General features: G+C 69.2%; 11 protein-coding genes. 8 read left to right on the top strand and 3 right to left on the bottom strand.

The window, feature by feature from the left end:
* The first annotated feature begins 14 nt into the window (after positions 1-14).
* From ACD584_RS00960 to ACD584_RS00930, 7 genes are all read left to right on the top strand, one after another.
* Positions 15-1,349 (top strand): TldD/PmbA family protein, encoded by a 1,335-nt coding sequence (locus tag ACD584_RS00960; protein ID WP_014506027.1) that lies wholly within the window; start codon positions 15-17, stop codon positions 1,347-1,349.
* Complete coding sequence (locus ACD584_RS00955) at positions 1,346-2,167, top strand: DUF4159 domain-containing protein (RefSeq protein ID WP_076037537.1); 822 nt, start codon at positions 1,346-1,348, stop codon at positions 2,165-2,167. The genes ACD584_RS00960 and ACD584_RS00955 overlap by 4 nt, the downstream gene beginning before the upstream one ends.
* Positions 2,168-2,454: 287 nt before the next feature.
* A complete protein-coding gene (locus ACD584_RS00950) occupies positions 2,455-3,447 on the top strand; it encodes a MoxR family ATPase (protein WP_043890221.1) in 993 nt (330 codons plus the stop codon).
* Positions 3,448-3,460: 13 nt separating this feature from the next.
* Positions 3,461-4,357 carry a DUF58 domain-containing protein gene (locus tag ACD584_RS00945; RefSeq protein WP_076037538.1) on the top strand — a complete coding sequence of 299 codons (897 nt, stop codon included), beginning with the start codon at positions 3,461-3,463 and terminating at the stop codon, positions 4,355-4,357.
* A gap of 157 nt (positions 4,358-4,514) precedes the next feature.
* Positions 4,515-5,696 carry a BatA domain-containing protein gene (locus tag ACD584_RS00940; protein ID WP_076037539.1) on the top strand — a complete coding sequence of 394 codons (1,182 nt, stop codon included), beginning with the start codon at positions 4,515-4,517 and terminating at the stop codon, positions 5,694-5,696.
* Positions 5,693-7,966 (top strand): hypothetical protein, encoded by a 2,274-nt coding sequence (locus tag ACD584_RS00935; RefSeq protein ID WP_175611756.1) that lies wholly within the window; start codon positions 5,693-5,695, stop codon positions 7,964-7,966. The genes ACD584_RS00940 and ACD584_RS00935 overlap by 4 nt, the downstream gene beginning before the upstream one ends.
* A 148-nt stretch (positions 7,967-8,114) precedes the next feature.
* The gene (locus ACD584_RS00930; RefSeq protein ID WP_076037541.1) at positions 8,115-9,887 is read left to right on the top strand and encodes a hypothetical protein; all 1,773 of its coding nucleotides are present in this window, start codon (positions 8,115-8,117) and stop codon (positions 9,885-9,887) included.
* A gap of 78 nt (positions 9,888-9,965) precedes the next feature.
* Here the strand turns inward: ACD584_RS00930 and ACD584_RS00925 are convergent, their stop codons facing one another.
* Positions 9,966-10,604 (bottom strand): DUF938 domain-containing protein, encoded by a 639-nt coding sequence (locus tag ACD584_RS00925; RefSeq protein ID WP_019237068.1) that lies wholly within the window; start codon positions 10,602-10,604, stop codon positions 9,966-9,968.
* Positions 10,605-10,800: 196 nt separating this feature from the next.
* Positions 10,801-11,619: an EcsC family protein gene (locus tag ACD584_RS00920; RefSeq protein ID WP_161962121.1), complete on the bottom strand. Its 819-nt coding sequence runs from the start codon at positions 11,617-11,619 to the stop codon at positions 10,801-10,803.
* A gap of 147 nt (positions 11,620-11,766) precedes the next feature.
* On the opposite strand from ACD584_RS00920, the gene ACD584_RS00915 reads away from it, so the two are divergent.
* The gene (locus tag ACD584_RS00915) at positions 11,767-12,225 is read left to right on the top strand and encodes an SRPBCC domain-containing protein (RefSeq protein WP_012436914.1); all 459 of its coding nucleotides are present in this window, start codon (positions 11,767-11,769) and stop codon (positions 12,223-12,225) included.
* A gap of 15 nt (positions 12,226-12,240) precedes the next feature.
* On the opposite strand, the gene proP is transcribed toward ACD584_RS00915, so the two are convergent.
* Positions 12,241-13,731 carry a glycine betaine/L-proline transporter ProP gene (gene proP / locus ACD584_RS00910; protein ID WP_011035341.1) on the bottom strand — a complete coding sequence of 497 codons (1,491 nt, stop codon included), beginning with the start codon at positions 13,729-13,731 and terminating at the stop codon, positions 12,241-12,243.
* Positions 13,732-14,135: the final 404 nt, after the last annotated feature.

The following is a 14,135-nucleotide window of genomic DNA, read 5'->3' as shown; positions in this document are numbered from 1 at the left end:
CAGGAGAAAACTAGATGAGCATCCTTACCGAAGCGCAGGCCAAGGCCATCCTGGACAAGGTCATCAAATTATCCAAGGCCGATGAGTGCACCGCACAGCTCACCGGCTCGATCGACGGCAACATCCGTTTTGCGCTGAATAACGTATCCACCAGCGGCATCGTCGACAACACCGACCTGCAGGTGCAGGTGGCGTTCGGCAAGCGCGTGGGCGTGGCCACCATCAACGAGTTCGACGATGCCTCGCTGGAACGCGTGGTACGCCGCGCCGAAGACCTGGCACGGCTGGCACCGGAGAATCCGGAATTCATGCCGGCCGTCGACAAGCAGACCTACACCGCCAGCCCCACCTTCAGCGAATCCACCGCGGCCATCGACCCGGCGTTCCGTGCGCAGGTGGCCGCCGATTCGATCGCGCCGTGCAAAGGCAAGGGCCTGATCGCCGCCGGCTTTCTGGAAGATGGCCAGAGCTTCACCGCGTTCGCCAACAGCAAGGGCAACTTCGGTTACCAGCGCGGCGCCCGCTTCGACTACACCTGCACCGTGCGCACCGAAGACGGCCGCGGCTCGGGCTGGGTGGGGCGCAACCTGAAAGACGCCGCCGATTTCAAGGCCGAGCAGGACGTGCGCATTGCGATGCGCAAGGCCAGCGATTCGGCCGAGGCCAAGGCGCTGGAACCGGGCAAATACACGGTGATTCTGGAGCCCGCCGCGGCCGCTGGCCTGATCTCGTTCATGATGCGCTACTTCGATGCGCGCATGGCCGATGAAGGCCGCAGCTTCCTGTCCAAGAAGGGTGGCGGCAACAAGCTCGGCGAGCAGGTCTACGACCCGCGCGTGAACATCACCGCCGACCCGTGGGACCCGCGAGCGGCGGTCATGCCGTGGGATGAAGAAGGCCTGCCGCGCGAGAAGATGCCGATCGTGGAAAACGGCAAGATCGCCAACCTGCAGTATTCGCGCTTCTGGGCGCAGAAGAACGGCAAGCGCGCGATCGGCGAGCCGGGCAACCTGTTGATGGCCGGCGGCGAGAAGAACATTGCCGAGCTGGTGCGCGGCACAGAGAAGGGCATCCTGGTCACGCGCACCTGGTACATCCGCATGGTCGACCCGCAGACGGTGCTGCTCACCGGCTTGACCCGCGATGGCACGTTCTACATCGAGAACGGGCAGATCAAATACCCGGTGAAGAATTTTCGTTTCAATGAATCGCCGATCATCATGCTCAACAACATCGACGAGCTGGGCAAGCCGGTGCGCGTGGCCGGTGACGAGTCCAGCTACGTGATGATGATTCCGCCGATGCGGCTGCGTGATTTCACGTTTACCTCGTTGTCGGATGCGGTGTGAGTCGGAGCCGGGAATCGGGAGTGGGGATTCGGGAATCGAAGAGCAGAAACCGCTCTTTGCAGACGGATACCTTGCAGGCGCGCGCGCCTGCGGCTCCCCTTCACGGTTTCCCGGCTCCTATTTCGCGGCGCCACGTCCTCGGCCTGCTGCTCGGTAGCGTCGCCACCCTTGCGCTGCCGTTGCGCGCGCGCGCGGCCGGCAACTACGATTTCTGGTTTACACGTTTGCGCTACGACTCCGGTGACTGGGATGTGGATGCGCGCATGCCGTCCAACCTGATCACCTCGCTGATCGATTACACGCAGCTGCGTGTGGACCCGCAGGAACATGTGATCGCCTTGTCCGATCCGCGCATGCTGCAGGCGCCGTTCTGCTACCTGGCCGGGCACAAGCTGGTGGAGTTCAATCCGGCCGAGCGGCGCAATTTCGAACGCTATGTGCGCAATGGCGGGTTCGTGTTTGTGGACGACTGCAATCACGATATCGATGGTTTGTTCGCCACCTCGTTCGAAGCGCAGATGGCTTCGATCTTCGGCAAGAGCGCGCTGCAGAAATTGCCAAAGAACCACCGGCTGTACAACGCGTTCTTCAAGTTTCCGGACGGCCCGCCGGCCACGAGCTTCGAGCTCAATGGCTGGGGCGACGACCTGGTGCACGACTACCTCAAGGGCATCGCCATCGATGGCCGGCTCGGGGTGCTCTACAGCAACAAGGACTATGGCTGCGAATGGGATTACGACTGGCGCAACAAGCGCTTCCTGGCCGAAGACAACACCAAGTTTGCAGTCAACATTGTCATGTATGCATTGACCAATTGATAGAACCAGCTGGGCGCGCGTTTGGGGTGTATCGGTAAGGCATCGCGCACAAGTGCGCTCCTACCAAGTCAGATGGAACATTGCAGAACCGAGCTGGAGATTCATAGGGTGATAAAGGCGATGAGCAGCCACCATCCCCGCAGGAGCGCTTGCGCGCGATGCTGCGTTACCGGTCACCCATCGCGCCCAAGCACGCTCCTGCATCGCCACATCCACACGCATCGCACCCTCGCCCTTGCAATGACACGCACCACGCTACGCACACCGCCCACAACGAGACTTCCCGCATGAGCTCCCCCAATGACGACCTCCTCACCGCACAGCTCTCCAAACTCGGCGCGCTGCGTGCAGCGTTGGCGCAGGCGGTGGTGGGCCAGGAGGCGGTGGTCGAACAACTGCTGATCGGCCTGCTGGCCGGCGGCCACTGCCTGCTCGAAGGCGCGCCCGGGTTGGGCAAGACGCTGCTGGTGCGCTCGCTAGGCCAGGCGCTAGAGCTGCAGTTCCGGCGCGTGCAGTTCACTCCGGACCTGATGCCCAGCGACATCCTGGGCACCGAACTGCTGGAAGAAGATCACGGCACCGGGCACCGGCATTTCCGCTTCCAGCAAGGTCCCATCTTCACCAACTTGCTGCTGGCAGACGAACTCAATCGCACCCCGCCCAAGACCCAGGCCGCGCTGCTCGAAGCGATGAGCGAGCGCACCGTCAGCTACGCCGGCACCACCTATGCATTGCCGGCGCCATTCTTCGTGCTGGCCACGCAGAATCCGATCGAACAGGCCGGCACCTATCCACTGCCGGAAGCGCAGCTGGACCGTTTTCTGCTGCATGTACGCGTGGATTACCCCAGCGAGCAGGAAGAGCGCGACATCCTCACCCAGACCACCGGCACTGCCAGCGCACAGGTGCCCAAGGTGATGGATGCGGCCAGCGTGCAGGCGCTGCAGCAACATGTTCGCGAGGTGCACGTGGGCGCGGATCTGCTGACCTGGATCAACCGCCTGGTGCGCGCAAGCCGGCCTGGTCCGCAGGCCAGCGAGGAGGTGCGCCAGTGGATCAAGTGGGGCGCCGGCCCGCGTGCCGGGCAGTCGCTGGTGCTCGCGTCCAAGGCGCGTGCGTTGCTGCATGGCCGCCTGGCCGCCACGCGCGAGGACGTCACCGCACTGGCCGCGCCGGTGATGCGCCACCGCCTGCTGCTGTCGTTCGCCGCCGAGGCCGAACAACGCAGCGCCGACGATGTCATCGCCGCGCTGCTGCGCGCCGTGCCGTACCCCGCGTAAGGCATCCACACGCGTGAGTATCGACGTGCCGGCCCTGATTCCCGCCGCGCTGCGCAGCCGCCTGCGTGGCCTGCAGTTGCACGAGCGCAACGCGCAGGGCCAGCAGGGCATCGGCCAGCACGCCAGCCGCAGCCGCGGTGCCGGGCTGGAATTTGCCCAGTACCGCGCCTACGAACCCGGCGACGCGCTGCGCCAGATCGACTGGAAACTGTACGCACGCTCGGACCGTTTCTTTGTGCGCGAAGCCGAGCGCGAGAGCCCGCTCACGCTCTGGCTGTTGCTTGACGCCACCGCCTCCGCCGGCCAGGCCGATCAGGCGCGCCCGGGCAGCACCCGCCTGCAGGCGATGGCCACACTGGCCGCCTGCGCGGCCGAAGTGGCGCTGCGCCAGGGCGACCAGGTCGGCCTGTTTGCGGTGCATGGCGGTGGGCTGGTGGCGGTGCCGGCCGGCGGCGGGCCGCGTCAACGCGACCGGCTGTGGCTGGCCTTGCACGGGCTGCGGGCCGGCGGCGCCTGGCCGGGCATGGACGCGCTGCACCCGCTGTGGGAACGCATCGCCGCGCATGCGCTGGTGCTGTCGATTGGCGATGGCTTCGACGATGCCTTGCTGGAGGCACTGGAAAAACTCGCCGCCGCACGTCGCGACGTGCTGCAGCTGCAGGTGCTGACTTGCGACGAGCGCGACTTCCCCTTCGACGGCGGGCACCGCTTCCGCGACCCGGAGACCGGCGAGGAACTGCTGGGCGATGGTGCGGCTATGCGCGCGGACTACCTGCTGCGCTTCGATCAGGCGCAGCGCGCGCGGCAGGCGCGCTGGCACGCCGCCGGCATTGCGCACACCGTGCATTACCTGGATGCGCCGCCGGACATGGCACTGCGGCAGTTGTTCGCGCGCGAGGCGCGGCGATGACGCACGGCTGCGTTCTCGCCAGTGCAATGCGGCGGCCTGATGCAGCATGCGTGCACGCTGCATGTTTGCCTTCGTTGCATGACATGCATGACGTCCGCACGCCATCCGCACGCATGCAGGCATCGCCGCATCCATCTGCATCCACGGCAGCGGCGCGATGATGCTGTTGCTCTTCCCCGCCGGCCTGGCCGCCCTCGCCGCCCTGGTGCTGCCGTTGCTGATCCATCTGGCGCGGCGCAGCGAGCACCGCCCCACCGACTTCGCTGCACTGCGTTGGTTGCGTGCCGTGCCGCGCCCGCGTCACCGCGTGCGTTTCGACGAATGGCCGCTGCTGCTGGTGCGCCTGTTGTTGCTGGCGGCGCTGGCCGTGTTGCTGGCCGAGCCGGCGCTGCGTGACCACGACGATGCACGCCCGCGCATCGCGGTGAGCCCGGGGGTGGATCTGGCCACCGTGCGCCTACACGCGCACGCAGCCGATGCGCAGTGGGTGTGGCTGGCGCCTGGCTTCCCGCCGATCGATGCGCAGACGCGCGCGCCTGCGGTGCCGGCCGGCAGCACTGCCACGGCCACCAGCCTGCTGCGCGAGCTCGACGCCAGCCTGCCCGCCGCCAGCACGCTTGGCGTGATCGTGCCGGCGCAGTGGGGCCGGCTGGATGCGCAGCGCCTGCAGCTGGGTCGCCAGGTGGAGTGGCAGGTGGCGCCCGGACGCTCGCCCGTGCCCGCGGACACGCCCCCCGCACCACTGCGCCTGCAGGTGATTGCCGATGATGCCGCCGCACCGGCACTACGCTATCTGCGCGCGGTGCATGCCGCCTGGGCCACGCCTGGGGCGCTGCCGGTCAGCACGCCGGAGACGGCGGTGCCCAGCCGCTGGGCACCGGGCACGCTGGTGGTGTGGCTGCCGCAGCGCGCGCCGCCGGCGTCGGTCATTGCCTGGGCCACGGCCGGCGGCCAGCTGCTGCTCGCTGCCGGCACGCCGTTGCCGCCATCGCTCAACGCACCGCTGCAGCCGCTGTTGCGTGATGCCCAGGGCGCCCGCGTGCTGGACGCCGCCGCGCTCGGGCGCGGCCAGGTGCTGCGCTGGGCCGCACCGCTGCAACCGCAGCCGCTGCCGGCGCTGCTGGACGCCGACTTCCCCACCCGCCTGCAGGAGGCCCTGCAACCGCGTCCCACTCCGCAGCGCGCGGTGGCGCAGGCCGTTCGCCCCATGCGTGGCCCCGCCATCCGCCTGACCATCGACCCACAGCCGCTGGCGCCGTGGCTGATCGGCCTGGTGCTGCTGCTGTTCGGTATCGAACGCTGGCTGGCCACCGGCCCGCGCCGGGGGAGGGCGGCATGAGCACGCCCGCACTGCAACGCGCCTGGCAGGCGGCACGGCGGCGGCGCGCGGCAGCGGTGCTGCTGTTCTGGCTGCCGTTGGCGCTGCTGCCGGCGCTGCTGAGCTGGCGGCTGGGCGCGGGCACCGCTGCTTGGCTGGTGCTGTTGGCGAGCGTGGCCGCGCTGGCCGTGGCGGCCTGGCAAGCCGCGCGGCGGCTGGACCAGGCCTGGCTGATCCGGCGCCTGAACCAGGCGCCGGACCTGGACGACAGCAGCGACCTGCTCTTCGCCACGCCCGCCGCCCTGGGCCCCTTGCAGACCTTGCAACGCCAGCGCCTGGAGCAGCGCCTGCACGCCCGCCCGCGCGACCTGCGCCCGGCCTGGCCCTGGCATTGGTGGCCGTGGACCCTGCTCGGCGTGCTGGCCGGCGTCGCGGTGCTGGTGTGGCCACAGCCCAGCGCGCCCGCCGCGCCCACCACCGACCCAGTCGCCACGACGCGCGCCGCAGCCGGCAAACCCGCCCTGCGCCAGGCCCGGCTACGCAGCACACCGCCGGCCTACACCGGGTTGCCGCCGGCCGAGCTGCCGGAGCTGGATGGCCGCGTCCCGGCCGGCACCCGGCTGCAGTGGCAGCTGCAGGTGCAGCCGGCGCCGCACACGGTAGCGCTGCGTCTCAACGACGGCCGCGTGCTCCCGCTGACCCGGCAGCCAGATGGCGAGCAGTGGCGCGGCCAACTGCTGGCCGAGCGCCCCACGCTGTACCGCATCCTCATCGACGGCCAGCCGGCCGACCGCCACCTGCACCGGCTCGACGTGGTACCCGACCGCCCGCCGCAGGTGCGCGTGCTCGCGCCCGAACAGAGCCTGGTGCTGTGGACGCCAGCCAACGGTGCCTGGACGCTGCGCTTCGAGGCCAGCGACGACTACGCCGTGGCCGCCGGCGCCGAGCTGCGCCTGACCCTGGCCCAGGGCAGCGGCGAGAACATCACCTTCCGCACCGAGCGCCGCCCGCTCACCGGCAGTGGCCCGGCCACCCGGCGCAGCTTCGTGGCCACGCTGCAGCCGCAGGCGCTGGGCATGGCCGCCGGCGATGACCTGATCGCCCAGCTGGTGGTGCGCGACACCCGCCAACCCGCCCCGCAGGAAGGCCGCAGCGCCAGCGTGATCCTGCGCTGGCCGCCGCCCCAGCAGACCCAGGCCGCCGGGCTGGAGGCCAGCGTCAAGCAGACCTTGCCCGCGTATTTCCGCAGCCAGCGCCAGATCATCATCGATGCCGAGGCGCTGCTGAAGGACAAACCGCGCCTGGATGCGGCCACCTACCTCAAGCGCTCGGATGCCATCGGCGTGGACCAACGCCTGCTGCGGCTGCGCTATGGCCAGTTCCTGGGCGAAGAGAGCGAAGGCGCGCCCAAGGGGCCGCCCACTGCCGACGAGCCGCCCACCAGCGATGCGCCAGCCGACGACCTGCCCACGGCCGACATGCCCACCGCCGATGCACCGGCAGCACCTTCCGCAGCCCCCGAGCACGTACATGCCGAGCACACAGCCAAGGCCACCGGTGAGGCTCACGACGCTCACGACCATCCACCCGGCGCAGCCGCGCTGGACCCACACGATCATGACCATGACGGCGCGCAGCCGGCCCGCGGCGGGTTTGGTCAGGAACAGGACGTGCTGACCGAGTTCGGCCACACCCACGACCACGCCGAAGCAGCCACCCTGCTCGACCCACAGACCCGCGCCCTGCTGCGCGCCGCGCTGGACCAGATGTGGCAATCCGAAGGCGAGCTGCGCCAGGGCCACCCCGAGCGCGCATTGCCGTACGCCAACAAGGCATTGGGTTTCATCAAGCAGGTGCAGCAGGCCGAGCGCATCTATCTGGCGCGGGTGGGGCCGGAGTTGCCGCCGATCGACCCGAGCCGGCGCATGACCGGCAAGCGCGATGGCCTGGGCGACCGCCCCGCCGCGCTCGACACCCGCCCGCCAACGGACCCCACCGCGTTGGCACTGTGGAGCGCCTTGGACGAAGACAGCGCGGTGCCCGACGCGCTGCTCGACCGGTACGCACGCTGGCTGCAGACCGCACAGGACCAGCTGCCCGACCCGCTCAGCCTGGCCGCCGCGGTAGAGACCCTGCGCAGCGAACCGGCCTGCCGCGCGTGCCGGGCGCAGCTGCGTGCCCTGGTGTGGCGCACGGTCACCGCGCCGCCGGCCCCGGTGCACCGCCGCCCGGCCGCAGACGCGCGCGGCCAGCGCTACCTGGATGCCCTGCGCGAGGCGCCACAGCCATGACCGCTGCCGTGCCGCCGATGCTTGCCGCATCCCGTTCCCGCAGGTCCTGGTTCTGCCAAGCACACGGCAGCCTTCAACCGTGTGCGCTGAGCCGTGCGACGCGTCCGCCAGCATCGGTGCTTCGTGATACGGCTCAGAGGGGGCAGTCATGAACGTCGCCCTGCCCTGGATGGTCGGCGCGGCCTTGCTGCTGGTCGTGGTGCTGGGCTGGCTGCGGTTGCTGCGCGCGCACGCACGCCACCCGTTGCCGCACGGCAGGCTATGGCTGTTGCTTGCGGCCCAACCGGTGCTGGCTGCCCTTCTCTACCCGGTGCTGTTGCCGCCGCCGCGTCTGCAGGATGGCGGCCCGCTGCACGTGGCGACCGCCGGCACCCAACCGGCGCAGGTGGGCCAGGCCGCGCAATGGGTGGCGTTGCCGGAAGCCCCGCACCTGCGGGGCGTCGCCCGCATGCCGGACCTGGCCACCGCGCTGCGCCGCGCGCCCGGCACCACCACCGTGATCGTGCATGGCGACGGCCTGCCCGCGCGCGACCGCGACGCCCTGCGTGTGCCGGTGCGGGTGCAGCCGAGCCCGGCACCGGCCGGCCTGGTCGCCGCCTGGGCACCGCCGTCAGTGGCGCCCGGTGAAGCGCTGACCATCGCTGCGCAGGTGCAGGGCCTGCCGGGCGCGCAGGTCGAACTGCTCGACCCGGCCGGTAAACGCGTCGACCGCGCCTCGCCGGATGTGCACGGCCAGGTGCGCCTGCACGGCCTGGCGCGCGCGCCCGGGCAGGTGCTGTTCGGCCTGCGCCTGCGCGATGCGGCCGGCGCCGAGCGCGGGCATCTGGCGGTGCCTGTGCAGGTGGTCCCGGTGCCGCCGGTCCGGCTGCTGTTGCTGGCTGGCGCCCCGCAGCCGGAGGTCAAATACCTGCGCCGCTGGGCCAGCGATGCCGGCCTGACCGTACGTAGCCAGGTGACCGTGAGCGCCGGCCTGCAGCTGGGCGATGCGGCCAGCCTGGACGCCGCCAGCCTGGACAAGCCGGATGTGCTGGTGCTGGACACCCGCCGCCTGCTGGCCTTGAGCGCAGCACAACGCCAGCTGCTCGGCGCCGCCATCGCACGCGGCCTGGGCGTGCTGGTGCGGGTGACCGGCCCGGTGGATGCGGCCACCCGCAGCGCGCTCGCCGCGCTCGGCCTGCCGGTGAGCGGCGGCGACACCAGCACCGCAGTTGCCGTGGCAGCGGCGCCGGCCGACGCCGGCATCGACCCCGACACCACTACCAACACCGGCAGCACAACCACCGACACCGCCCTGCCGCCCCTGCAACGCCACACGCTGCAGCCACAGGTGCAAGACGCCATTGTCGCCGCACGCGGCAGCGATGGCACCGCGCTGGGCTGGTGGCGCAGCGCCGGCCGCGGACGCATCGGCGTGAGCGTGGTCGACGACAGCTATGCGCTGGTATTGGCAGGCCGCAGCGACCTGCATGCACAGCTGTGGGCGCAACTGCTCGGCGCGGTGGCACGCCCAGGCGCCGCACTTCCCGCACCAGTGCAGGACGGCTGGGCGCAGCAACGCATGATCCTGTGCGATGTCGGCGCAGACGCCCGCGTGATTGCGCCTGATGGCAGCCGCCACCCGCTGCTGCCCGAACGCAGCGGCAGCGCACCGCCTTGCGCCGGCTACTGGCCGGCCGCCACCGGCTGGCATCGCCTGCAGACCGGCACCACCCAACGCTGGCTGTTTGTCCGCGCCCCCACCGACGCGCCCGCGCTGTATCGCCAACAGCTGCGCGAGGCCACCGCCGCATTGGCGGCCAGCGGCTCCAGCCGCGCGAGCGCTGCCACACCAACAGCACACCCCGGCGCACGCTGGCCGTGGCTGCTCGCCTGGCTCACCGTGGCTGCGGGAGTGTGGTGGTTGGAACGGCGGCGCACCTGACAGGACCGTGCCGCGTTGCCAACGGCGCGAATGAGTTCCTTCCAACGGAAAAAGCGCGGCGTCATCGTCACCGAAGGATCAAGCGCGCTGCCACACCCGGCAGCGGTTGTTCGCCGGCATGTCCACATCGTCCACCAGCTGCAAGCCCACCTGCGCGGCCAGTGCATCCACCTCCGCGGCATCGCGGATGCCCGATGCCGCATCGCGCGCTCTCAACATCGCATCGAAGTCGCGATTGCTGTCGCTGGTGAATTCACCGTTGCGGTTGAACGGCCCATAGATCACCAGCACCGCCTGCGGCGCCATCACCGCAGGCAAGCCGGCAAACAACGCCTGCACCTGTGGCCAGCCCATGATGTGCAAGGTGTTGGCGCTGTAGATGGCGTCATACCCGGCCGGCGTGCCTGCCTGCACCGGCGGCAACGGTGGCGCCGGTGCCAGACCCGGCGCGGGCGTCAACACCGCCTGCAGTGCAACCGGCGGCGGCGTATTGGGCAACGCGGCTTCGTCCAGCCACTGCCGCATCCCCGGCAGATGGTCCGGATGATCGCTGGCCTGCCAGCGCAGCCACGGCATCGCTGCAGCGAAGTGCACCGCATGCTGCCCGGTGCCCGCACCGATCTCCAGCACGTGCTGCCGGTCAGCGAAGTACCGCTGCAGCACGCTCAGAATCGGATCGCGGTTGCGTGCGGAGGCGGGGGCAAAGGGTTTGGTCATGGAGACTTCCAAAGAGGGCGAATCGCCGAGTGCGCGTGGTGATGATGGAGCAAGCGCGAAGCAGCGGCATTGCTCTACACGGCGCCGGGCACTATGCCTGAGCAGATGCGTCAGCGCGGGGCGCTCGGTCCGATGTGTCTTACGAACGTGGTGCAGGCTGCTGCTACGCATGCGGTATGCACATGCCACCGTGTGATCAGCGTGGCGCAGGCAACGCGTCATACGCGCGGCGCACGGCCTCGGCGCCGAAGCGGCGTTCCAGCCGGCGCACGATGAAGTGCCCGCGTGCCATCGCCTGAAAGTGGCGCATGAACAAGGTGTTGAGCGTGGCGCCGCTCACCGCGCCCACCAGCGGTACGGCCTGCACGGCGAGTTTTTCGCCCACGTTGACCGAGAACTTGGCGGCGATGCGCGAGACCAGCGACACCAATGCCGGCGCGCCCTTGCTGGCGAAGCCGTGCGCGGCCACGTAGTGCGCGGCGGCGCTGAGCTGCTGCGCCATCGCAGTGCGCACCGCGAAGTAGCCCGATTCGGCGCCGTCGTCGCTGGCGCTGCGGCCGCCGTGCGCCAGCACTTCCAGACAGGCCAGCGCGGTCTCCGGGTCGTGCAGCGATTCGCCTTCCGAGCGCGCAATGTCGGCGATGGAGCGCAGCATCACCGTGGTGGTCACCGGCAATTCCACCATCAGCCCAGGCAGGCCGAAGAATCCGCCAGCGCCGCCGGCCACAGCCACCGCCAGGGTGTGCCGCGCGGTGGCGGCCGGCGCGTGCGCCACGGTCTTGCCGCGCAGGCTCAGCAGCGCGGATTTCATCGCCACCTGCAGCGCGCGGCGGGTGACGCCGTCGATGCTGCGCGTCACCACCTTGGGCAGCCGCTTGGCCACCAGGCTTTCGATGGGCGCGCCGAGTGTATTGGCGATCTGTGCGGCCACACCGGGGTTTTCCAGCAGCGCATGCGCTGTGGCCAGATCGTGCTGCGCTGCGGCATCCATCACCGGGATCGGGAGCGTCGTCATGGCGGTCGTCATCGTGTTGGGGCCTGTGGCGATGGTACTCAGCCGCATGTGAGCGGTGCACAAGCGGGCGCAACCTTTGCGGCGAAAACTGCATGTTGCGCGCAAGATGCGCGATCATCGGCCTCCGCGCAGGCAACACCGTGACCGATGAACCGCGAGATCCGCCATCGCTTCGTCATTGCCGCCGCCCCGGAGGTGGTCTCCGCCGCGTTGTCCGAGCCCGCGCAGTTGGCGCGCTGGTGGACACGCGAGGTGCGGCAAGTGGGCGAGCGCGTGTGTCTGGACTGGAGCGGCCACGGCTGGCAGGTGGAACTGCGCATTGATGGCGGTGCCGACCACCGGCAGGTGTGCTGGCGCTGCGAGCGCTCCAACATGCTCGACACCACCGCGTGGGAGGGCACGGTGATGCGCTTTGATCTGCTGTCCACCAGCGATGGCACGCGGCTGGACTTCGTGCAGTCCGGTTACCGCGACTCACCGTGCTTCGAGGTCTGTGCGCAAGGCTGGCAGTTCTTCCTGGGCAGCAGCCTCAAACGCTACGTGGAAACCGGGCAGGGCATGCCCTACCCGGACATGCCCGACACCCGCGACCCGGCCTTGCGCTGAGCGCGCCGCCCGGCCTTACGCCGGGCGCGGCTGACCGATCGACGGCGTGCCGCTCAACGGCAACTGCGCATCCACTGTGACCGGGCTGTCGCCCTGCAGCAGCGCGCGCGCTTCGGCGTCGCTGGCCACTGCCGGCGGCGAGCCACGCAGCGGCAGCCCGGCGGTTTCGCGCACGAACAGCATCGTCACCAGGCCGATCGCCGCCGCGCCCATCAGGTAATACGCCGGCACCAATGGGTCGCCGGTGCGCTCCACCAGCCACGCGGTGACCAACGGCGTGGTGCCACCAAACAACGACACTGAGACGTTGAAGGCGATCGACAGCGCGCTGTAGCGCACCGGGGTGTAGAACAGCGCCGGCAGTGTCGAAGGCATCGAGCTGGTGAAACACACCAGCGCCAGGCCAAGCAGCATCAACCCGGTGAAGATCAGCACGTCCGAGCCACTGCCGATCAGCAACAGGCACGGGATGGCCAGTGCGAATAACGCCGCGCACGCGCCGATGATCATCGGGCGCCGGCCCAGCTTGTCGCTGAACATGCCACCGACCACGTTGAGCGGCATCATCACCAGCATCACCAGGATGATCAGCAGCAAGCCCTTGCTCTCGGCGTAACCCATGGTGACGCTGAGATAGCTGGGCATGTAGGTCAGCAGCATGTAATCGGTGACGTTGAACACCAGCACCAGGCCCACGCACTTGAGCAGCTGCGGCCAATGCAGGCGCAGCAGGGTCATCAGGCCCTGGCCTGCGGTTTCGCGTTCGCGCTGTTCGGATTGTTCGGTATAGGCGCGAAACGCCGGGGTTTCTTCCAGCTTCATGCGCATGTACAGGCCGAGCAACCCCAGCGGCCCGGCCACCAGGAATGGCACCCGCCAGCCCCAGTCCAGCATCTGCGCCTGGCTCAGCGCCATGTGCAACGCGGTCACGGTGGCCGCGCCGGCGATATAGCCGCCCAACGTGCCAAATTCCAGCCAACTGCCCATCAAGCCGCGATTGCGGTCGGTTGCGTATTCGGCAATGAAGGTCGCCGCGCCGCCGTATTCGCCGCCGGTGGAAAACCCCTGCAGCAACCGCGCCAGCAACAACAGCGCCGGCGCCCACAGGCCGATCTGCGCGTAGGAGGGAATCAGGCCGATGCTGAAGGTGCCCAGCGCCATCAGGATCATGGTGGCCGCCAGCACCTTTTGCCGGCCATAGCGATCACCGAGCGGGCCGAATACCATGCCGCCGATCGGCCGCACCAAAAACGCCACGGTGAAGGTCGCAAAGGTGGCGATCAACTGCGCGGTGGGACTGCTGGACGGAAAGAACACCTGGCCCAGCGTCACTGCCAGATAGCCATAGACGCCGAAGTCGAACCATTCCATTGCATTGCCCAGCGCGGCCGCGCCCACGGCCTTGCGCAGCATGCCGCGGTCCACCACGGTGACCTCGTCGAGTTGCAATTGGCGGCGGCGTTTGAACCAACCGAAATGCGAGCGGATCGCGCGCGTGTCGTGCATATGCGGAAGTCTCCTGGTGCGGCCATCGCTGCCTGCTCGCCCTGGCACTACGCTAGGCACGGCACATCACGCGCTGCACGGCTAAGGCACATGCAGTGGACGACGCCGGAGGCATTCCCGGACGGCCGCGTGAACTCAGCGACGCTGCGGGACAGACGACCAAGGGGTGGGCAGTGCCCAAGGGCTTGATCAGCCCGACATGTTACACCAGCGTGCACAGCATTGCAGGCGCGAGCGTGGGACGCTGCGGGAGATGACCTGATTTCAGGGGTTTTCCTGAATGTGTCTTCAGCAAGTGCGTGGTTTTGCAGGCATGAGTCATCCGCACCCGCTTGTCGTAGGGGCGTGCTTGCGCGCGATGAGGCTCTGTCGGTAGAGCTTCATCGCGCGCAAGCGCGCTCCTA

It is taken from the genome of Xanthomonas sp. NCPPB 2922 (genome assembly GCF_041520885.1).
Lineage (GTDB): Bacteria > Pseudomonadota > Gammaproteobacteria > Xanthomonadales > Xanthomonadaceae > Xanthomonas > Xanthomonas campestris.
Note: the sequence above shows the minus strand (reverse complement) of the source record. Positions and strands in the feature narration are given on the sequence as shown.

Bases quoted from the DNA above. Each gene is read 5' to 3' on its own strand.
- ACD584_RS00920 (WP_161962121.1), bottom strand. From the start codon at position 11,619: ATGACGACGCTCCCGATCCCGGTGATGGATGCCGCAGCGCAGCACGAT.
- ACD584_RS00935 (WP_175611756.1), top strand. From the start codon at position 5,693: ATGAGCACGCCCGCACTGCAACGCGCCTGGCAGGCGGCACGGCGGCGG.
- ACD584_RS00925 (WP_019237068.1), bottom strand. From the start codon at position 10,604: ATGACCAAACCCTTTGCCCCCGCCTCCGCACGCAACCGCGATCCGATT.
- ACD584_RS00915 (WP_012436914.1), top strand. From the start codon at position 11,767: ATGAACCGCGAGATCCGCCATCGCTTCGTCATTGCCGCCGCCCCGGAG.
- ACD584_RS00940 (WP_076037539.1), top strand. From the start codon at position 4,515: ATGATGCTGTTGCTCTTCCCCGCCGGCCTGGCCGCCCTCGCCGCCCTG.
- ACD584_RS00950 (WP_043890221.1), top strand. From the start codon at position 2,455: ATGAGCTCCCCCAATGACGACCTCCTCACCGCACAGCTCTCCAAACTC.
- ACD584_RS00960 (WP_014506027.1), top strand. From the start codon at position 15: ATGAGCATCCTTACCGAAGCGCAGGCCAAGGCCATCCTGGACAAGGTC.
- ACD584_RS00930 (WP_076037541.1), top strand. From the start codon at position 8,115: ATGAACGTCGCCCTGCCCTGGATGGTCGGCGCGGCCTTGCTGCTGGTC.
- proP (WP_011035341.1), bottom strand. From the start codon at position 13,731: ATGCACGACACGCGCGCGATCCGCTCGCATTTCGGTTGGTTCAAACGC.